The sequence below is a fragment of the Streptomyces sp. LUP47B genome (assembly GCF_001746295.1).
Classification (GTDB): domain Bacteria; phylum Actinomycetota; class Actinomycetes; order Streptomycetales; family Streptomycetaceae; genus Streptomyces.
This window is the reverse complement of the sequence record NZ_MJAH01000002.1, coordinates 696,878-714,910: the sequence shown is the minus strand read 5'-3', so window position 1 is coordinate 714,910 and position 18,033 is coordinate 696,878. Positions and strand designations below refer to the sequence as shown.

The 18,033-nt window shown below is 71.8% G+C and carries 19 protein-coding genes; 10 read left to right on the top strand and 9 right to left on the bottom strand.

Annotated features, from left to right (window positions below):
- Positions 1 to 140: 140 nt before the first annotated feature.
- Together BFN33_RS09805 and BFN33_RS09800 are read left to right on the top strand one after the other, a co-directional pair.
- Positions 141 to 956, top strand: a complete 816-nt coding sequence (locus BFN33_RS09805) for a hypothetical protein (RefSeq protein ID WP_069759498.1) — start codon at positions 141 to 143, stop codon at positions 954 to 956.
- A gap of 56 nt (positions 957 to 1,012) precedes the next feature.
- A complete protein-coding gene (locus tag BFN33_RS09800) occupies positions 1,013 to 1,342 on the top strand; it encodes a rhodanese-like domain-containing protein (protein ID WP_069759497.1) in 330 nt (109 codons plus the stop codon).
- A gap of 27 nt (positions 1,343 to 1,369) precedes the next feature.
- Here BFN33_RS09800 and BFN33_RS09795 read toward each other — a convergent pair whose 3' ends face one another.
- From BFN33_RS09795 to paaA, 7 genes are all read right to left on the bottom strand, one after another.
- Positions 1,370 to 1,552: a hypothetical protein gene (locus BFN33_RS09795; protein WP_069759496.1), complete on the bottom strand. Its 183-nt coding sequence runs from the start codon at positions 1,550 to 1,552 to the stop codon at positions 1,370 to 1,372.
- Positions 1,553 to 1,621: 69 nt separating this feature from the next.
- Positions 1,622 to 2,764: an acyl-CoA dehydrogenase family protein gene (locus tag BFN33_RS09790; RefSeq protein ID WP_069759495.1), complete on the bottom strand. Its 1,143-nt coding sequence runs from the start codon at positions 2,762 to 2,764 to the stop codon at positions 1,622 to 1,624.
- Positions 2,765 to 2,864: 100 nt separating this feature from the next.
- Positions 2,865 to 3,923: a 2Fe-2S iron-sulfur cluster-binding protein gene (locus BFN33_RS09785; RefSeq protein WP_069759494.1), complete on the bottom strand. Its 1,059-nt coding sequence runs from the start codon at positions 3,921 to 3,923 to the stop codon at positions 2,865 to 2,867.
- A complete protein-coding gene (gene paaD, locus BFN33_RS09780; protein WP_069759493.1) occupies positions 3,923 to 4,450 on the bottom strand; it encodes a 1,2-phenylacetyl-CoA epoxidase subunit PaaD in 528 nt (175 codons plus the stop codon). Before paaD ends, BFN33_RS09785 begins: the two co-directional genes overlap by 1 nt.
- Positions 4,444 to 5,193, bottom strand: a complete 750-nt coding sequence (paaC, locus tag BFN33_RS09775) for a 1,2-phenylacetyl-CoA epoxidase subunit PaaC (RefSeq protein WP_069759492.1) — start codon at positions 5,191 to 5,193, stop codon at positions 4,444 to 4,446. The genes paaD and paaC overlap by 7 nt, the downstream gene beginning before the upstream one ends.
- The gene (gene paaB / locus BFN33_RS09770) at positions 5,190 to 5,477 is read right to left on the bottom strand and encodes a 1,2-phenylacetyl-CoA epoxidase subunit PaaB (protein WP_059208219.1); all 288 of its coding nucleotides are present in this window, start codon (positions 5,475 to 5,477) and stop codon (positions 5,190 to 5,192) included. The genes paaC and paaB overlap by 4 nt, the downstream gene beginning before the upstream one ends.
- Entirely contained in the window at positions 5,474 to 6,484 is a 1,011-nt protein-coding gene (gene paaA, locus BFN33_RS09765; protein WP_069759491.1) for a 1,2-phenylacetyl-CoA epoxidase subunit PaaA, read from the bottom strand. The genes paaB and paaA overlap by 4 nt, the downstream gene beginning before the upstream one ends.
- Before the next feature lie 275 nt (positions 6,485 to 6,759).
- On the opposite strand from paaA, the gene BFN33_RS09760 reads away from it, so the two are divergent.
- The 3 genes from BFN33_RS09760 to BFN33_RS09750 are packed head-to-tail and all read left to right on the top strand — an operon-like array spanning position 6,760 to position 9,802.
- Entirely contained in the window at positions 6,760 to 7,719 is a 960-nt protein-coding gene (locus tag BFN33_RS09760; RefSeq protein ID WP_069759490.1) for a DUF5819 family protein, read from the top strand.
- Positions 7,716 to 9,059 carry an HTTM domain-containing protein gene (locus tag BFN33_RS09755; protein ID WP_069759489.1) on the top strand — a complete coding sequence of 448 codons (1,344 nt, stop codon included), beginning with the start codon at positions 7,716 to 7,718 and terminating at the stop codon, positions 9,057 to 9,059. Before BFN33_RS09760 ends, BFN33_RS09755 begins: the two co-directional genes overlap by 4 nt.
- Positions 9,056 to 9,802 carry an RNA methyltransferase gene (locus tag BFN33_RS09750; protein ID WP_069759488.1) on the top strand — a complete coding sequence of 249 codons (747 nt, stop codon included), beginning with the start codon at positions 9,056 to 9,058 and terminating at the stop codon, positions 9,800 to 9,802. The genes BFN33_RS09755 and BFN33_RS09750 overlap by 4 nt, the downstream gene beginning before the upstream one ends.
- Here BFN33_RS09750 and paaN read toward each other — a convergent pair.
- Entirely contained in the window at positions 9,799 to 11,490 is a 1,692-nt protein-coding gene (gene paaN / locus BFN33_RS09745) for a phenylacetic acid degradation protein PaaN (protein ID WP_069759487.1), read from the bottom strand. The genes BFN33_RS09750 and paaN overlap by 4 nt on opposite strands.
- A gap of 160 nt (positions 11,491 to 11,650) precedes the next feature.
- Here paaN and BFN33_RS09740 point away from each other — a divergent pair, with 160 nt between their 5' ends.
- Positions 11,651 to 13,168, top strand: a complete 1,518-nt coding sequence (locus BFN33_RS09740) for a 3-hydroxyacyl-CoA dehydrogenase (RefSeq protein ID WP_069759486.1) — start codon at positions 11,651 to 11,653, stop codon at positions 13,166 to 13,168.
- Positions 13,165 to 13,755, top strand: coding sequence for a TetR/AcrR family transcriptional regulator (locus BFN33_RS09735; protein WP_069759485.1), 591 nt, complete (start codon positions 13,165 to 13,167; stop codon positions 13,753 to 13,755). The genes BFN33_RS09740 and BFN33_RS09735 overlap by 4 nt, the downstream gene beginning before the upstream one ends.
- Positions 13,756 to 13,757: 2 nt before the next feature.
- On the opposite strand, the gene BFN33_RS09730 is transcribed toward BFN33_RS09735, so the two are convergent.
- Positions 13,758 to 14,270, bottom strand: coding sequence for an Lrp/AsnC family transcriptional regulator (locus BFN33_RS09730; protein ID WP_370743271.1), 513 nt, complete (start codon positions 14,268 to 14,270; stop codon positions 13,758 to 13,760).
- A 191-nt stretch (positions 14,271 to 14,461) separates the two neighbouring features.
- Between BFN33_RS09730 and pdhA the strand changes: the two genes are divergently transcribed.
- Genes pdhA through BFN33_RS09715 form a run of 3 tightly spaced genes read left to right on the top strand, consistent with a single transcriptional unit; the run spans position 14,462 to position 18,011 of the window.
- Positions 14,462 to 15,607: a pyruvate dehydrogenase (acetyl-transferring) E1 component subunit alpha gene (pdhA, locus tag BFN33_RS09725; protein ID WP_069759484.1), complete on the top strand. Its 1,146-nt coding sequence runs from the start codon at positions 14,462 to 14,464 to the stop codon at positions 15,605 to 15,607.
- Positions 15,604 to 16,608 carry an alpha-ketoacid dehydrogenase subunit beta gene (locus BFN33_RS09720; RefSeq protein ID WP_069759483.1) on the top strand — a complete coding sequence of 335 codons (1,005 nt, stop codon included), beginning with the start codon at positions 15,604 to 15,606 and terminating at the stop codon, positions 16,606 to 16,608. The genes pdhA and BFN33_RS09720 overlap by 4 nt, the downstream gene beginning before the upstream one ends.
- Complete coding sequence (locus BFN33_RS09715; protein WP_069759482.1) at positions 16,608 to 18,011, top strand: dihydrolipoamide acetyltransferase family protein; 1,404 nt, start codon at positions 16,608 to 16,610, stop codon at positions 18,009 to 18,011. The genes BFN33_RS09720 and BFN33_RS09715 overlap by 1 nt, the downstream gene beginning before the upstream one ends.
- The last annotated feature ends 22 nt before the right edge of the window (positions 18,012 to 18,033 follow it).

Below are 18,033 nucleotides of genomic sequence, written 5' to 3'. Positions count from 1 at the left end.
GGCACTCCTCACTCAGGGGCGCGGGCAACCGCGCGACCGGCCCCCTACCCCCGCTCACCCCACTCACCCGCGCCCGCCCGACTACCCGCACCGGCACATCCGATGGGGCCCGGCCCGGCCGGCGCGGCTACGCTGTTCGGATGACGTCCCCGGAAGCCGATCCTCACGGCACAGACGCCGCAGGCACCGCGCGGCTGGAGCGTGCCGTACGGGCCGCCGAGCAGGCGCTCATCGAGTACGAGATCGCGGTGGACACCTTCCGCATCGAGGTGGAGAACTTCTCCCGCCTGCACCACCAGAAGCTCGGCCCCATGTACACCCGTCTCGACGAGCTGGACGCGCAGATCGCGGAGATCCGGGCCGCCCGCACGGGCGATCCCGAGGACCTGCGCAAGGCGGACGAGGCCCGTGCCCGGGTGATGCCGATGCCCGGCGTCGAAGAGCTGTTCCACGGCTGGATGGACGGGGAGGGCCTGTTTCCCGAGGCCGAGGCGATGCTCACGGACCAGCCGGTGCGGCCTCCGCAGCGGGTGCGCCCCAGCGACGAGGCCCGCAAGCTCTACCGCGAGCTCGTCCGTAAGGCCCACCCGGACCTCGCCCAGGACGAAACCGAGCGGGCGCGGCGCGAGGAGTTCATCACCCGGGTCAACGGGGCCTACTCCCGTGGGGACGAGCCACTCCTGCGGGAACTGTCCGAGGAATGGGCCGCCGGGCCGAAGCCCCCGGAGCAGGGACCCACCCCCACCGAGGAGCTCTACGCCCGTCTCGAATGGCTCGCCCAGCGCAAGGAACTGCTCTCCGTGGTCGCGCGGGAGCTGGAGGAGAGCGCGATCGGCTCGATGCTCCGGATGGCGCCGGACGACCCGGACCGCCTCCTGGAGGAGATCGCCGAGAAGCTCCTCGCCGACGTCTCCACACGCGAGGCGGAGCTCGCGGAGCTGCTCGCACAGGAGTGACCGGCATCGTCCCGAGGGCGTCGGGTAGCGTCGGCTCCATGAATTTCGGTGCTGGTGTGCCCACGGTCCAGGTCACGGACCTCAAGGACGGCGATTTCCTGCTGGACGTCCGGGAGGACGACGAATGGCAGGCGGGTCATGCCGAAGGGGCGTTGCACATCCCCATCAGTGAGTTCGTGGCCCGCTACGGCGAGCTGACCGAGGCCGCCCCGCAGGACGGCCGCGTCCATGTGATCTGCCGGTCCGGCGGCCGCTCGGCCCAGGTCACGATGTACCTGGCCCAGCAGGGCGTCGACGCCGCGAACGTCGACGGCGGCATGCAGCTGTGGGCCGAGGTGGGCCGCCCCGTGGTGACCGACGACGGCCGGCCGGGCTTCGTCCTCTAGCCTTCCGCGGTTCCGGGCGGCGGACGCTCAGTCGTCTCCGCCGCTCGGGTTGCGGTCGTAGCGGCTCGCGCGGCGGGCCAGCTCGCCCGCCGCGAGGGTCGCGGCGGACACCGCGCGCGTCCAGCGTGGGCCGCCCCGGGCCGCCCACCAGACGCAGACGCACCCCCCGATGGTGAGCACGAGGATGCAGGACAGGGCGAGCACCATCATGCTCGGCCTCCTTCCGTCGGCGCGTTCCGTCATCCTCTCAGTCGCCGATCAAGGGCCGCGCGGTTTCGCCTATCCCAGAGGATGCGCCGCCAGCAGATCCCCCAACGCCTCCTCGTGCGCCGCCGCCGGGCCGAGCGACAGCTCCAGATGCTTGGCCCAGGCGTGGTACCGGTGCAGGGGATAGTCGACGTCGGCGCCGAACCCGCCGTGCAGATGCTGTGCCGTCTGCACCACCCGCCGTACCCCCTCGGAGGCCCAGATCTTCGCCACGGCGACGTCTCCCGCGACCGGCAGTGTGCCCGGTGCTCCCGAAGCGATCCGCCAAGCGGCCTGCCAGAGTGTCACCTCCATCGCGCGCAGGTCGATGTAACGGTCGGCGGCCTGCACGGCGACCGCCTGGAAGGTGGCGACCGGGAATCCGAACTGCTCCCGCTTGCTGGTGTATTCACTGCTCATCCGCAGCACCCGCTCGCCCAGACCGAGCGCCAGCGCACACGTCCCCGTGGTCAGCAGATCCCGCAGCCACTCCCACGCGCCCTCGACGTCGATCACGTCCCGCGCGGCGATCCGCGCCGACTCCAGCCGCAGCTCGCCCAGCCGCTCCCCGCTGGTGGAGAACTGCTCGGCCGACGCGACCCCCTCATGGACGCGGGGCACCAGCGCGAGGACGGTCCGGTCCGTGGCCGTGTGTGCGGGGACGAGGACGTAGTCCGCGTCGTACGCCCACGCCACCGCCGTCTGCACACCGTCCAGGATCCAGTCGGCCCCCTCCCCGTCCTCCTGCCGTGCGGTGACGGCGAGTTCGGCCGGGTCATGGCCGGTGCGGCCGCTCGCGGCGACGGTCAGCGCGACCTCCCCGCGCCCGGCCCGCTCCAGCAGCTCCGCCCTCAACTCCGGCCCGCCGTACGCCTGTACGGCCGCCATGGCCGCACTGTTCTCCAACAGCGGCACCCGTGCCAGCACCTTCGCCGACTCGCGCAGCACCAGGCACAGCGCGACGGCGTCCAGACCCGCCCCGCCGTACTCCTCGGCCGACAGCAGGCTCAGCAGGTCCGCGTCGGCGAGCCTGGCCCACAGCGCGCGGTCGAACGTGTCGGCCACGGCGCCCGTGGTCAGCGCCGGAGACGGCACCGCGTCCGGCGCGACATCGGCGAACACCCCCCGCGCCGCCTCGGCCGCCGCCTGCTGCTCCTCGCTGAAGGTGAAGTCCACGGTCCCTGTCCTTCCGACGGGTCGGCAGATCGGGTCAGCTGATCTGACGGTCCGTCAAGATAGAACAGGTTCTAGAAGAAGGGAACGGGCTCTCCCCGACCTACCTGTCGAAGTCCAGCTCCACCTTCTCCGTCACCGGATGCGACTGGCACGCCAGTACATAGCCCGCCTGGGTCTCCTCCGGTTCCAGCGCGAAGTTGCGGTCCATGCGCACCTCGCCGGAGACCAGGAAGGCCCGGCAGGTTCCGCACACCCCGCCCTTGCAGGCGTAGGGCGCGTCGGACCGGTTGCGCAGCACCGTCTCCAGAAGCGACTCACCGTCCTGGACGGGCCAGCTGCCGCCCCGTCCGTCGAGCCGGGCGGTCACCGTGCTGTGGGCGGGCGCGGGGGCGGTCTGCGCCGGGACGGGCCCCGCGTCCACATGGAAGATCTCCTCGTGGATACGGGTACGGGCAACCCCGAGCTCCCGCAACGCCTTCTCCGCACCCTGGACCAGTCCGAACGGCCCGCACAGGAACCATCCCGCCACCCGGTCCACCGGCAACAGCGCCGGAAGGAGTCCGGTCAGCCGCTCCCGGTCGAGTCGCCCGGACGGCAGTCCCGCCTGCTGCTCCTCCCGGGAGAGCACCGTGACCAGCTGGAAGCGCTCGGGGTGGCGGTCCTTCAGGTCGGCGACCTCCTCCAGGAACATGGTGGACGCGGAGGTGCGGTCGCTGCGGATCAGGCAGAACCGGGCCCCGGGCTCGCGCGCCAGCAGCGTCGCCACGATCGACAGCACCGGCGTGATGCCACTGCCGCCGACGATCGCCGCGTACAGACCGGGCGCCGGGTCGAGGGTGAACCGGCCCGCCGGTGTCATCACCTCCAGCTCGTCACCGACGTTGATCTCCTTGAGTGCGTACGTGGAGAAGGCCCCGTCCTCCACCAGCCGTACGCCGACCCGCAGTTCGCGAGGTCCCTCTCCGTCGGGTGCCGGGGAGCAGATCGAATAGGTCCGGCGTATCTCCCGGCCGCCGGCCGTGCGGCGCAGGGCGAGATGCTGGCCGGCGGCGTGCCGGTACTCCTCGCGCAGCTCGGGCGGCACGGTGAGGGTCAGGGCCACGGAGTCGTCGGTGAGCCGGTCGACCGCGGCCACCGGGAGCGGGTGGAAGCGGGCCATCACAACTCCTTGAAGTGGTCGAACGGTTCACGGCAGTCGAGGCACCGGCGCAGCGCCTTGCACGCGGTGGAGGAGAACCGGCTGAGCAGTTCGGTGTCGGCGGAACCGCAGTGCGGGCAGCGGACGGCCTCGGCCGCCGTGTCGAGCGTCCGCATCGGCCCGAGGCGCACCGCGACCGGCCCGGCCGCCGCCGCGACGCGGGGCGGCGCTATGCCGAACTCCCGCAGCTTGCGGCGCCCTTCGTCCGTGATGTCGTCGGTCGACCAGGCGGGCGCGAGCACCGTGCGGACGGTGACCTCCCGCACGCCGTGCGCCCGCAGCACCCGCTCGATGTCCAGGGACATCGCCTCGATCGCCGGGCAGCCGGTGTACGTCGGGGTCAGCTCCACCTCGACCGAGTCCGCGCCCCGGACATGCACCGCGCGCAGCACACCCAGCTCGCGCAGGGTGAGGACGGGCAGTTCGGGGTCGGGCACCGAACCGGCGAGCTCGAACAGCTCGGTCTCCAGCGGGGTGAGCGTCACCATGACGCCCCCGGGTGACTGCGGTGCAGGTGCTGCATCTCGGCGAGCATCCGCCCGAAGGGCTCGGTGTGCAGGCCCTGTCGTCCCGCCCCGGCGGCCCATGCGCCCGTGCGCGGCCCTTCGGGGACGGTCAGGGTGGACTGGCGCAGGACCTCCCCCACGGACGCGAGCCAAGCGGCCTCGATGCGCTCCCGGTCGACGTCCACTCCCTCCACCGGCTGGAACATCTCGCCGGTGAACCGCCACAGGGCCTCGCACGCCCGCCGGGTCCGCTCGTGACTCTCCTCGGTGCCGTCGCCGAGCCGCAGGGTCCACTGCTCCGCGTGGTCGCGGTGGTAGGCGACCTCCTTGACGGCCTTCGCGGCGAGCGGGGCGAAGGGGCCGTCACCCGCGGCCAGTTCGGCGTAGAGCAGGTGCTGGTAGGTGGAGAAGTAGAGCTGGCGGACGATGGTGTGGGCGAAGTCGCCGTTCTCCTGTTCCACCAGCTGGAGGTTGCGGAAGGCGCGCTCCTCGCGCAGATACGCCAGGTCGTCCTCGTCGCCGGCCATGGACAGCAGCAGCCGTGCCTGGCCGAGCAGGTCCAGGGCGATGTTGGCGAGGGCGACCTCCTCCTCCAGGACCGGGGCGTGGCCCGCCCACTCGCCCAGGCGGTGCGAGAGCACCAGCGCGTCGTCGCCGAGGGCCAGGGCGGCCGCGGTGGGAACCGGTGAGGGCGTGGGAGCAGCCGTCGTCTCGGGTGTGCTCACAGGTGCTTCACCCCCTCCGGGATCTCGTAGAACGTCGGGTGCCGGTACGGCTTGTCGGCGGACGGCTCGAAGAACGGGTCCTTCTCGTCGGGCGAGGAGGCCGTGACGGCGGACGAGGGGACCACCCAGATCGAGACGCCCTCGCCGCGCCGGGTGTACAGATCGCGTGCGTTGCGCAGGGCGAGCTCCGCGTCCGGGGCGTGCAGGCTGCCGGCGTGGGTGTGGGAGAGGCCGCGGCGCGAGCGCACGAAAACCTCCCACAGGGGCCAGTCGGTGTTCGTCATGCGCGCGTCGCTCCTGTCTCGCCGGTGTGCTTCGCCGCGTAGGCCGCGGCCGCCTCCCGCACCCAGGCGCCCTCTTCGTGCGCCCGCCGGCGCTGGGTGATCCGCTGTTCGTTGCACGGTCCGTTGCCCTTGAGGACCTCCCGGAACTCCGTCCAGTCGATCGGGCCGAAGTCGTGGTGCCCGCGCTCCTCGTTCCACCGCAGGTCCGGGTCGGGGAGGGTGAGGCCCAGGGACTCGGCCTGGGGGACGCAGATGTCGACGAAGCGCTGGCGCAGCTCGTCATTGGAATGGCGCTTGATCTTCCAGGCCATGGACTGCGCGGAGTGCGCGGACTCGTCGTCGGGCGGGCCGAACATCATCAGGGACGGCCACCACCAGCGGTCCACCGCGTCCTGGGCCATCGCGTGCTGCCCGGGTGTGCCGTTGCTCAGGGCCAGCAGCAGCTCGTATCCCTGGCGCTGGTGGAAGGACTCCTCCTTGCAGATGCGGACCATCGCTCGCGCGTACGGGCCGTAGGAGCAGCGGCACAGCGGGACCTGGTTGGTGATCGCGGCGCCGTCCACCAGCCAGCCGATCGCGCCGACGTCCGCCCAGGTCAGGGTCGGGTAGTTGAAGATCGAGGAGTACTTCTGGCGGCCGGAGTGGAGCTTGTCGAGGAGCTCGTCGCGGCCGGTGCCGAGGGTTTCCGCCGCGCTGTAGAGGTAGAGACCGTGCCCCGCCTCGTCCTGGACCTTGGCCATCAGGATGGCCTTGCGGCGCAGGGAGGGCGCACGGGTGATCCAGTTCGCCTCCGGCTGCATGCCGATGATCTCGGAGTGGGCGTGCTGCGCGATCTGGCGGACGAGGGTCGCGCGGTAGGCGTCGGGCATCCAGTCGCGCGGCTCGATGCGCTCGTCGGCGGCCACGGCTGCGTCGAAGGCGCTCTCGTACGCGGCTGGGTCGCCGACGGCGCCCCGAGCGCCGTACGTCTGTGTGCTCACCGTCTGGTGCGCGGCTGCTGTCGCCATGAGGCCCCCTCGACCTGGGCTCCGCCGGAACCTGCTCCCGACCGATCGTTCGGTTCGTGCGATTCCATGGTGTGCCGGGCGCCGTAAGGTGTCAACCGCTGTGGAAAACCTACGGAGCCCCCTGTGGAAAACCTGGCCGGTAGTGAGAACGGCCACGGCGGGGCCGGTCGGAAGGGGCTGTGCGGGGCGGTCGGGCCTGAGTACCGTGCCGGTGCGAGCCGCGGCGAGGCGGGTGCGCGCGGCGGTGGACGGACCGGAATCGGGATCGGGGCGGAATGGACGCGTACGACGGAGGCTCGAACGCCCGGCGACAACCGGGCGCCCCGAGCGAGCCGGGCGATACCCCTGAGCCTGGCGGGCAGGACGGGCAGGAAACGGCGCAGGCGCCAGGTGAGCCGGCCGCGCCCTCCCGGCCGCGGGCGCAGTCCTCCGCGCCGGGTCGTGAGCCCGCCGACGTGCCGTCGGCCGCACCGGATCCGTACGCCGAGCCCATGGAGAGCCGGCCCTCCGTCCCTGCCGCGATACGCGAGGCCGCAGCCCTGGCGCCGGCCCCAGCAGCCCCCGCCCCCTACGGCGAGCCCCACCCCCCTACCGGCGTGGCCGCGCTCTCCCTCCGCTATCAGATCGGTGTCGCCCTGGCGCTCGCCGTCGTCGCCGTCGCCGTCTGTGTGCACATCGGGATGGTGTTCCTGCACGTCGCGCCGCAGAACACCGTGACCAAGCAGCACGGCAAGGCGGTCGACGACTGGGTCTACCCGGAGTTCGAGCAGAACTGGAAGCTCTTCGCGCCGAACCCGCTCCAGCAGGACATCGCGGTGCAGGTCCGCGCCCGGATACGCGGCGTCGACGGCGGCAGCCGTACGACCGGGTGGTACGACCTGTCCGCCCAGGATGGCCGGGCCATAGACGGCAATCCGCTGCCCAGCCACACCCAGCAGAACGAGTTGCGGCGCTCCTGGGACCTCTTCGTCGCCACGCACGACGCCGACAACCGCCCGGTCGGCCTGCGCGGCACCCTGTCCGAGACCTATCTGCGCCGCCTCGTGGTGCTGCGCCTGGATCGCGACGACGCGACCGCTCGGGGCGGCGTCCTCGTGAGCGTCCAGGTCCGCTCCAGGACCACGAACGTGCCCTCGCCGAAGTGGAGCGAGGAGAAGATCTCGGTGCAGCCGGTCTACCGCGAGCTCTCCTGGTGGCCCGTGACGGCGGACGACACCGAGGGGAGCACCCGGTGAACCGATTCGCCCTGGCGGTGTCGACCGGCATCGCACGCGTCACCGAGGCCGCCCTCGGCCCGTACCAGACCGCGATGATCCGCATCGGCTTCAGCGCGACCTGGCTGCTGTTCCTGCTGCGCGAGTTCCCGCACCGCCAGGAGCTGTACGGCCCGGACGGTCCGTGGAACTGGAACCTCGCCGAGCAGCTGATATCGATCAACGGCGCGTTCACGGCCCTGATGTGGTCGGACGGCCAGTTCTGGTTCGAGACCGTCTATGTGCTGGCCGTCCTGTCGAGTCTTCTGCTGCTGCTCGGCTGGCGTACCCGCGCGATGTCCGTGCTCTTCATGGTCGGCGTGCTCTCGCTGCAGAACCGCAGCATCTTCATGGGCGACGGCGGCGACAACGTCCTGCATCTGATGTGCATCTATCTCGTCTTCACGCGCTGCGGCCAGGTCTGGTCGCTGGACGAGCGACGGGCCCGGCGCACGCGGGAGGCACGCGCGCGTGGGGAGCATGTCGTGGACCGCGCCGGTCCGGCCTTGTGGGGCGTCCTCGGGCTCGTGCTGGTGTCGGCGGCCTTCCTGGGCAAGCTGAACGGTGACTGGTTCGTCCCGGCGCTTCTGTGCGTGCTGTGGTCGGCGCAGGCACTGTGGTGGGTGGTCGGACGGTTCGCCCGGTCCGGTCAGTCGCGGATCATGCTCGACGTCGTCGCCAACATCGTGCACAACGGTGCCCTGCTCGTGATCATGGCCGAGGCCTGTCTGATCTACGCGACGGCGGGCTGGTACAAGATCCAGGGCTCCCGTTGGCAGGACGGCACCGCCGTCTACTACCCCCTCCATCTGGAGTCCTTCTCGCCGTGGCCCGCCCTCGCCGACCTGCTGTCGGCGCACGGCGTCATGGTGATGCTGGTGACGTACGGCACCGTCGCCGTGCAGGTCGCGTTCCCGTTCACGCTGTTCAACCGGCGGGTGAAGAACATTCTGCTGGCCGCGATGATCACCGAGCACGCCGTGATCGCGGTCGTCCTCGGCCTGCCGTTCTTCTCGCTGGCGATGATCGCCGCCGACTCGGTCTTCCTGCCGACGTCCTTCCTCCGCCGACTCGGCGACGGGGTCGCACGCACGCGTGGCCGCCTGTGGGCGCGTTTCGCGGGCGGGGGCGGCCCGGGGCTGCCCCGGCAGCGCGGTCCGAAGGGGCTCCAGGGGCGACCGGTCCCCGAGCAGCCGGGCGCACCGAAGGGTGCACCGAAGGCGGCGGGATCCGCGCGCACCCCGGGTCCCGCCGGCGGTCCTGGCGACAACCCCGGCGACCCCGAGAACCCCGATCACACGCACGTAGGCTTCCCCGCATGACCGGTCCCGATCCCGTGAGCCTGTGGCACCGGCTCGCCGACACCTCCGTGCTGCTCGACGGTTTCCACACCCTCAAACACGCCGTGCGCTTCGGGGCCGACGTCCCGGTGGCGGTCGCCGTCGACCGGGGCGCCGCGCTCGCCTTGGCCGAGGAGCTGGCGCCGGACGTACGGGACACCCTGGACGCGCTGCTGACACAGGTCCCCGAGTCGGCGTACGCGTCCCTCGTGCCGCGTCCGCACCCCACGGCGGTGGCGGCCCTGGCCGTACGACCGTCCCGGGCCGCGCATCTCGAGAAGCTGGCGCACACGCCGCGTACCGCCCCCGTCGTGGTCCTCGACAATCCGCGCAATCTCGGCAACGCCGGGGCCGTGATCCGGCTGGCCGCGGGCTTCGGGGCGACCGGCGTGGTCACCACGGGCACGCTCGACCCCTGGCACCCGACCGTCGTACGCGGAGGGGCGGGCCTGCACTTCGCGACCGTGGTCGAGCGCCTGACCGTCGCCGAGCTGCCGCCCGGCCCGGTGTTCGCCCTGGACCCGGAGGGCGACGACATCCGGGGCGTGAAGCTCCCGGACGACGCCGTCCTCGCCTTCGGCTCGGAACGCAGCGGGCTGTCGCCCGAACTGCGCGCGCGTGCCGGTCATCTGGTGGCGCTGCCGATGCGCCCCCAGGTCTCCAGCTACAACCTGGCGACCAGCGTGGCGATGACGCTCTACCACTGGAGCCTCGGCGGGTCCTAGGCCTCCCGGCGCACCTCGACCACCCGGAAGCGGTTCGCTACGAACGCCCCGTCGCACAGCGCGGCGTTCGCCGCGGGGTTGCCCCCCGACCCGTGGAAGTCGGAGAACGCGGCCGTCTGGTTGACGTAGACCCCGCCCACGAGGTTCAGCGACAGCTGCGCCGCCTCCTCCAGGCAGACCTCCTGGACGGCCTGTTCGACCTCCTCGTCGGTGGTGTACGCGCCGACCGTCATGGCGCCCTTCTCACGAATGGTCCGGCGCAGCAGCTCGACCGCGTCGGAAGCCGAGTCCACGGCCACGGCGAAGGACACCGGCCCGAAGCACTCGCTCATGTAGGCGGCCTCGTCGTCCGGCTTGGCTCCGTCCAGCTTGACGACGAGGGGGGTGCGGACCACCGCGCCCGGGAACTCCGGGTTGGCGATCTCCCGCGACGCCAGGGCCACTTCTCCCAGCCCCGCCGCGGCCTCCAGGCGTGCCTTCACGTCCGGGTTGACGATCGCGCCCAGCAGTCCGTTCGCGCGCGCGTCGTCGCCGAGGAGGCCGTCGACGGAGCGGGCCAGGTCGGCGACCACCTCGTCGAAGGTCTTCGGGCCCTCGTCGGTGCGGATGCCGTCCCGGGGGATCAGCAGGTTCTGCGGGGTCGTGCACATCTGGCCGCTGTACAGCGACAACGAGAAGGCCAGGTTGGCGAGCATCCCCTTGTAGTCGCCGGCCGACTCCACGAGCACCGAGTTGACGCCGGCCTTCTCCGTGTAGACCTGCGCCTGACGGGCGTTGGCCTCCAGCCAGTCGCCGAACGCCGTCGAGCCGGTGTAGTCGATGATCCGGATCTCCGGGCGCGTGGCCAGGGTCTTGGCGATGCCCTCGCCGGGGCGCTCGGCGGTGAGCGCCACCAGGTTCGGGTCGAAGCCGGTCTCGCTCAGGACATCCCGCGCGACCTGGACCGTCAGCGCGAGCGGCAGCACCGCGCGCGGGTGGGGCTTCACCAGGACCGCGTTGCCGGTGGCCAGGGAGGCGAACAGGCCCGGATAACCGTTCCACGTGGGGAAGGTGTTGCAGCCGATGACCAGTGCGATGCCCCGGGGGACCGGTGTGAACTGCTTGGTGAGCGCGAGCGGGTCGCGCTTGCCCTGCGGCTTGGTCCACTCCGCGGTGTCGGGTGTGCGGACCTGCTCCACGTACGCGTACGCCACCGCCTCCAGGCCCCGGTCCTGTGCGTGCGGGCCGCCGGCCTGGAACGCCATCATGAACGCCTGGCCGCTGGTGTGCATGACCGCGTGCGCGAACTCGTGGGTCCGGTCGCTGATCCGCTTGAGGATCTCCAGGCACACCACCGCGCGAATCTCCGCGCCCGCGTCCCGCCAGGCCTTCTGGCCCGCCTTCATCGCGGGCAGCAGCACGTCCAGGTCCGCGTGCGGGTACTCGACGCCCAGCTCGATGCCGTACGGCGAGACCTCGCCGCCCACGAAGTCGTCCGTGCCGGGCTGGCCGAGGTCGAGGCGGGTGCCCAGGAGGGCGTCGAAGGCGGCCTTGCCCGCCGCCATGTCGAGGCTGCCGTCCGCACCGTAGGCCTTGGGATGCTCCGGGTGCGGGGACCAGTACGCGCGGGTGCGGATCGCTTCGAGCGCCTGGTCGAGGGTGGGCCGGTGCTTGGCGATCAGCTGGTGGACGGTCAGTTCGGCGGCCATGCGGGACCAACTCCTCGTCTTTCGAACTCTTCGTCGAGCTCATGACCTGGGCAGAAACATGGGCAGGAACAGCCAGACAGAGTTAGAGTAACCGAACGATCGGTCGGGACAAGGGGGTCCGCCGCATCTGTGGAAAACCCCGTGCGGGAGGATCGCGCACATGACAGGACTCGACCTCAGCAGCCCCGTGGCAGTTGTCGGCACCGGCACCATGGGCCAGGGCATCGCCCAGGTCGCGCTGGTCGCCGGGCATCGCGTACGGCTGTACGACGCCGCCCCCGGCCGTGCCCGGGAGGCGGCCGACGCGATCGGTGCCCGCCTTGACCGGCTCGTCGAGAAGGACCGGCTCACTGCCGCCGACCGGGATGCGGCGCGCGCCCGTCTGGCGGCAGCGGAGCACCTCACCGACCTCGCGGACTGCACCCTGGTCGTCGAGGCCGTCCTGGAGCGACTGGACGTCAAGCAGCAGCTCTTCCGGGAGCTGGAGGACATCGTCGTCGAGGACTGTCTGCTCGCCACCAACACCTCCTCCCTGTCGGTGACGGCCATCGCCGGTGCCCTGCGCCACCCGGGCCGCTTCGTGGGCCTGCACTTCTTCAACCCCGCCCCGCTGCTGCCGCTGGTCGAGGTCGTCTCCGGGTTCGCCACCGACGTCTCCTCGGCCACGCGCGCGTACGAGACGGCCCGCGCATGGGGCAAGACGCCGGTCGCCTGCGCCGACACCCCGGGCTTCATCGTCAACCGCATCGCGCGGCCCTTCTACGCCGAGGCGTTCGCGGTCTACGAGGCCCAGGGCGCCGAGCCCGCCACCATCGACGCGGTCATGCGCGAGTGCGGCGGCTTCAAGATGGGCCCCTTCGAACTGACCGACCTGATCGGCCAGGACGTCAACGAGTCCGTGACGCACTCCGTGTGGCGGGCCTTCTTCCAGGACGTGCGCTTCACGCCCTCGCTGGCCCAGCAGCGGCTGGTCGAGTCGGGCCGGCTCGGCCGCAAGAGCGGACAGGGCTGGTACGACTACACGGACGGCGCCGAGCGCGACGAGCCGCACACCGCGGAGCCGGCGCAGGCGCCCGCGTACGTCGTCGCCGAGGGCGACCTGGGCCCCGCGTCCGAACTGCTCGCCCTGATCCGCGAGGCGGGCATCCCGGTCCGCGAGGACGAGGAGGACCACGGCTCCCGGCTGGTCCTGCCGAGCGGCGGACAGCTCGCCCTCGCCGACGGGCAGACCTCGGTGGAGTTCCGGGACGTCGTCTACTTCGACCTCGCCCTCGACTACCGCAGGGCCACCCGCATCGCGCTGTCCGCGTCCCAGGACACCTCGCAGCAGACCCTCGCCGAGGCCGTCGGGCTCTTCCAGGCGCTCGGCAAGGACGTCAGCGTCATCGGTGACGTGCCCGGCATGATCGTCGCCCGTACGGTCGCCCGCATCGTCGACCTCGCGCACGACGCCGTCGCCAAGGGCGTGGCCACGCAGGAGGACATCGACACCGCGATGCGGCTCGGGGTGAACTATCCCCTCGGCCCGTTCGAGTGGAGCCGCAGGCTGGGCCGCAACTGGGCGTACTCCCTCCTCGACGACCTGCACCTGCGCGACCCCTCAGGACGGTACGCGCCCTCGCTCGCGCTGTACCGCCACGCGTACGCCTCCGACAAGCGGGAGGGCAGCACCTCATGACGACCGCCAAGCGGGACACGTACACCCCGGAGACGCTGCTGTCCGTCGCCGTCCAGATATTCAACGAACGCGGCTACGACGGCACCTCCATGGAGCACCTCTCCAAGGCGGCCGGTATCTCCAAGTCGTCGATCTACCACCATGTGTCCGGCAAGGAGGAACTCCTGCGCCGGGCCGTCAGCCGGGCCCTGGACGGCCTCTTCGGGATCCTCGACGAGGAGCACGCGCGCGTGGGCCGTGCCTCCGTCCGCCTGGAATACGTCGTGCGGCGCATGGTCGAGGTGCTGATCGCCGAACTCCCCTACGTCACCCTGCTGCTGCGCGTGCGCGGCAACACCGGCACCGAGCGCTGGGCCCTGGAGCGCCGCCGTGACTTCGACCACCGGGTCGCCGAGCTCCTGAAGGCGGCGGCCGCGGACGGCGACGTACGCGGCGACGTGGAGGTACGCCTCGCGACCCGCCTGGTCTTCGGAATGATCAACTCCATCGTGGAGTGGTACCGCCCGGACGGGCGAGGGATGAACGAGCGCGAAGTCGCCGACGCGGTCGTGCAGTTGGTGTTCTCCGGGCTGCGCGAACAGCCCTGACGTCAGCCCTGCGGTTCCAGGTCCTCGTCCTCGAAGACCAGGAGGGTGCGGGTGCTGAGAACCTCCGGGATCGCCTGGAGGCGGGTCAGGACCAGCTCGCGCAGGGATCTGTTGTCGGGTGTGTGGACGAGGAGCAGCACGTCGAAGTCCCCGCCGACCAGGGCGATGTGGGAGGCCCCGGGCAGCTGTCTGAGCTGTTCGCGGACCGTCCGCCAGGAGTTCTGGACGATCTTCAGGGTGATGTACGCCGAGGTGCCCTGGCCCGCGCGCTCGTGGTTGACCCGGGCCCCGAAGCCGCGGATGACGCCGTCCTCGACGAGCCGGTTGATACGCGCGTAGGCGTTGGCGCGCGAGACATGGACCCGTTCGGCGACCGACCTTATCGACGCGCGGCCGTCCGCCTGGAGCATCTGGAGGATGTCCAGGTCGATGGCGTCGAGCGGACGCGGGGGCGGGAGGGGGACGCCGCTCTCCGGGCCTTCGGCCAGGGCGCCGCTCTCCGGGCCTTCGGCCATTTGTTCAGGTGCCATGTCCCCCCGCCTCCCTGCCATGGACGTACTGCGTTCATTGGAGGCTGTGGAGAACCGTTTGTCCACAGCCTGAGGGGGCCGGTAGCCAAAATGTGCCGACGACCGAACAATCGGTAGGTGAGGCGCCTCACACACCCGTGGTGCGCCACCAGCCGCTCCCACGAGGAGGTGCCGTCATGACGGTCATGGAGCAGCGGGGCGCGTACCGGCCATCGCCGCCGCCCGCATGGCAGCCCCGCACGGACCCCGAGCCCCTGCTGCCCGACGCGGAACCACGACGCGTCCTCGGCACCGACGCGGCCGCGAAGGCCGACCCGGCCCTGCTGCGCCGCCTGTACGCCGAGGTGGTGCGCGGCCGCCGCTACAACACGCAGGCCACCGCCCTCACCAAGCAGGGCCGTCTCGCGGTCTACCCCTCCAGCACCGGGCAGGAGGCCTGCGAGGTCGCCGCCGCGCTGGCCCTGCAGGACCGCGACTGGCTCTTCCCCAGCTACCGCGACACCCTCGCCGCCGTCGCCCGCGGCCTGGACCCCGTCCAGGCGCTGACCCTCCTGCGCGGCGACTGGCACACCGGATACGACCCGCGCGAACACCGCGTGGCTCCCCTGTGCACCCCGCTCGCCACCCAGCTCCCGCACGCCGTCGGCCTCGCACACGCGGCCCGCCTCAAGGGCGACGACGTGGTCGCGCTCGCCATGGTCGGCGACGGCGGCACCAGCGAGGGCGACTTCCACGAGGCGCTGAACTTCGCCGCCGTCTGGCAGGCCCCGGTGGTCTTCCTGGTCCAGAACAACGGCTTCGCGATCTCCGTCCCGCTCGCCAAGCAGACCGCGGCCCCGTCGCTGGCCCACAAGGCCGTCGGCTACGGCATGCCGGGGCGGCTGGTCGACGGCAACGACGCGGCCGCCGTGCACGAGGTCCTCAGCGCCGCCGTACGCCATGCGCGCGCGGGCGGCGGACCCACCCTGGTGGAGGCGATCACCTACCGTGTGGACGCCCACACCAACGCCGACGACGCGACCCGCTACCGCGGCGACGCCGAGGTCGAGACATGGCGCGGGCACGACCCGATCGCCCTCCTGGAGCACGAGCTGACCGAGCGCGGCCTGATCGACGGGGCCGGCATCGAGGCCGTGCGCCAGGACGCCGAGGAGTTCGCCGCCGGGCTGCGCGAGCGCATGAACCAGGACCCGGTCCTCGACCCCATGGACCTGTTCGCCCATGTGTATGCCGAGCCCACCCCGCAACTGCGTGAGCAGCAGGCCCAGTTGCGTGCAGAGCTCGAGGCCGAGCACGACTCTCACGGGGGTACGCACCGATGACCACCGTCGCCCTCAAGCCGGCCACCATGGCGCAGGCCCTCACGCGCGCGTTGCGCGACGCGATGGCGGCCGACCCCACCGTGCACGTCATGGGCGAGGACGTCGGCACCCTCGGCGGTGTCTTCCGGGTCACCGACGGGCTCGCCAAGGAGTTCGGCGAGGACCGCTGCACGGACACCCCGCTCGCCGAGGCGGGCATCCTCGGCACGGCCGTCGGTATGGCGATGTACGGGCTGCGGCCGGTCGTGGAGATGCAGTTCGACGCCTTCGCGTACCCGGCGTTCGAACAGCTGATCAGCCATGTGGCGAAGATGCGCAACCGCACGCGCGGCGCGATGCCGCTCCCCATCACCATCCGCGTCCCCTACGGCGGGGGCATCGGCGGGGTCGAGCACCACAGCGACTCCTCCGAGGCGTACTACATGGCGACGCCGGGGCTCCATGTCGTCACGCCCGCGACCGTCGCCGACGCCTACGGCCTGCTGCGCGCCGCCATCGCCTCCGACGACCCGGTCGTGGTCCTGGAGCCCAAGCGGCTGTACTGGTCGAAGGACTCCTGGAACCCGGACGATCCCCGGACCGTTGAACCGATAGGCCGCGCGGTGGTGCGGCGCTCGGGCGCGAGCGCCACACTCATCACGTACGGCCCGTCGGTGCCCGTGTGCCTCGAAGCCGCCGAGGCCGCGCGGGAGGAGGGGTGGGATCTCGAAGTGGTCGACCTGCGCTCACTGGTGCCGTTCGACGACGAGACGGTCTCGGCCTCGGTACGGCGGACCGGGCGCGCGGTCGTCGTGCACGAGTCGGGCGGGTTCGGCGGACCCGGCGGGGAGATCGCGGCCCGGGTCACGGAGCGCTGCTTCCATCATCTGGAGGCGCCGGTGCTGCGTGTGGCCGGGTTCGACATCCCCTATCCGCCGCCCATGCTGGAGCGTCATCACCTGCCCGGCGTGGACCGGATCCTGGACGCCGTGGGGCGTCTGCAGTGGGAGGCGGAGAGCTGATGGCGCAGGTGCTGGAGTTCAGGCTGCCGGACCTCGGCGAGGGCCTGACCGAGGCGGAGATCGTCCGCTGGCTGGTGGAGGTCGGCGACGTCGTCGCGGTCGACCAGCCGGTCGTCGAGGTCGAGACGGCCAAGGCGATGGTCGACGTCCCGTGCCCCTACGCCGGTGTCGTCACGGCCCGTTTCGGCGAGGAGGGCAGCGAACTCCCGGTGGGGGCCCCGCTGATCACGGTGGCGGTCGGAGCGGCGGCCCCCGGCGGTTCGACGGAGGCATCCACCGGTTCTACGGCGGACTCCGGTGGTTCGGCGGGGGGCTCGGGGAACGTCCTTGTCGGGTACGGCACCTCGGAGGCACCCGCGCGGCGGCGGAGGGTACGGCCGACACCCGCCGTGCCCGCGGCCGCGAACGGCCGGAGCGTCGCCGCCGGGCCGTTTGAGGAGCCGGACGACGGGCCCCGGGTACAGACGGCCGCCCAGGACGCGTCCGGGGCGGTGGCGACCGGAAGGGTGGACGGGCCCGTTCCCGTGATCTCACCCCTGGTGCGCCGGCTCGCGCGCGAGAACGGCCTCGACCTCAAGGAACTCACCGGCTCCGGCCCCGACGGACTGATCCTGCGGGCGGACGTCGAGTACGCCCTGCGGGCCGCCGCCGTACAGACGCGCACGGCACCCGTGCCGGCCGCCACCCCGGCGACAGCTGCTGCGACAACCCCCGGAGGGACCCGCGTCCCCCTCAAGGGAGTCCGGGGCGCCGTGGCCGACAAGCTCTCGCGGAGCCGGACCGAGATCCCCGACGCCACCTGCTGGGTGGACGCCGACGCGACGGAACTGATGCGCGCGCGTGCCGCGATGAACGCGACCGGCGCTCCGAAGATCTCCCTGCTCGCGCTGCTCGCCCGGATCTGCACCGCCGCCCTCGCCCGTTTCCCCGAGCTCAACTCCACCGTGGACATGGCGGCCAGGGAGATCGTCCGGCTGGACGCCGTGCATCTCGGGTTCGCCGCGCAGACCGAGCGCGGCCTGGTCGTGCCGGTCGTGAAGGACGCACACGCGCGTGACACCGAGGCCCTGTCCGTGGAGTTCGCCCGGCTGACCGAGGCGGCCCGCACCGGCACCCTCACCCCCGCGGAACTCACGGGTGGCAGCTTCACGTTGAACAACTACGGCGTGTTCGGCGTCGACGGCTCCACACCGATCATCAACCACCCCGAGGCCGCCATGCTCGGCGTCGGCCGCATCGTCCCCAAGCCGTGGGTGCACGAGGGCGAGCTGGCGGTGCGCCAGGTCGTCCAGCTCTCGCTCACCTTCGACCACCGGGTGTGCGACGGCGGCACCGCGGGCGGCTTCCTGCGGTATGTGGCGGACTGCGTGGAACAGCCGGCGGTCCTGCTGCGCACCCTGTGACCGCGGCGCCGGCACACGCGGG

What these genes read in the sequence shown, in the direction of transcription:
- BFN33_RS09730 (WP_370743271.1), bottom strand. Translation starts at nt 14,270, where the DNA reads ATGGCCGAAGGCCCGGAGAGCGGCGCCCTGGCCGAAGGCCCGGAGAGC.
- paaA (WP_069759491.1), bottom strand. Translation starts at nt 6,484, where the DNA reads ATGGCGACAGCAGCCGCGCACCAGACGGTGAGCACACAGACGTACGGC.
- BFN33_RS09715 (WP_069759482.1), top strand. Translation starts at nt 16,608, where the DNA reads ATGGCGCAGGTGCTGGAGTTCAGGCTGCCGGACCTCGGCGAGGGCCTG.
- BFN33_RS09750 (WP_069759488.1), top strand. Translation starts at nt 9,056, where the DNA reads ATGACCGGTCCCGATCCCGTGAGCCTGTGGCACCGGCTCGCCGACACC.
- BFN33_RS09795 (WP_069759496.1), bottom strand. Translation starts at nt 1,552, where the DNA reads ATGATGGTGCTCGCCCTGTCCTGCATCCTCGTGCTCACCATCGGGGGG.
- pdhA (WP_069759484.1), top strand. Translation starts at nt 14,462, where the DNA reads ATGACGGTCATGGAGCAGCGGGGCGCGTACCGGCCATCGCCGCCGCCC.
- BFN33_RS09740 (WP_069759486.1), top strand. Translation starts at nt 11,651, where the DNA reads ATGACAGGACTCGACCTCAGCAGCCCCGTGGCAGTTGTCGGCACCGGC.
- paaN (WP_069759487.1), bottom strand. Translation starts at nt 11,490, where the DNA reads ATGGCCGCCGAACTGACCGTCCACCAGCTGATCGCCAAGCACCGGCCC.
- BFN33_RS09785 (WP_069759494.1), bottom strand. Translation starts at nt 3,923, where the DNA reads ATGGCCCGCTTCCACCCGCTCCCGGTGGCCGCGGTCGACCGGCTCACC.
- BFN33_RS09760 (WP_069759490.1), top strand. Translation starts at nt 6,760, where the DNA reads ATGGACGCGTACGACGGAGGCTCGAACGCCCGGCGACAACCGGGCGCC.
- BFN33_RS09720 (WP_069759483.1), top strand. Translation starts at nt 15,604, where the DNA reads ATGACCACCGTCGCCCTCAAGCCGGCCACCATGGCGCAGGCCCTCACG.
- paaB (WP_059208219.1), bottom strand. Translation starts at nt 5,477, where the DNA reads ATGACGAACACCGACTGGCCCCTGTGGGAGGTTTTCGTGCGCTCGCGC.
- paaD (WP_069759493.1), bottom strand. Translation starts at nt 4,450, where the DNA reads ATGGTGACGCTCACCCCGCTGGAGACCGAGCTGTTCGAGCTCGCCGGT.
- BFN33_RS09735 (WP_069759485.1), top strand. Translation starts at nt 13,165, where the DNA reads ATGACGACCGCCAAGCGGGACACGTACACCCCGGAGACGCTGCTGTCC.
- BFN33_RS09805 (WP_069759498.1), top strand. Translation starts at nt 141, where the DNA reads ATGACGTCCCCGGAAGCCGATCCTCACGGCACAGACGCCGCAGGCACC.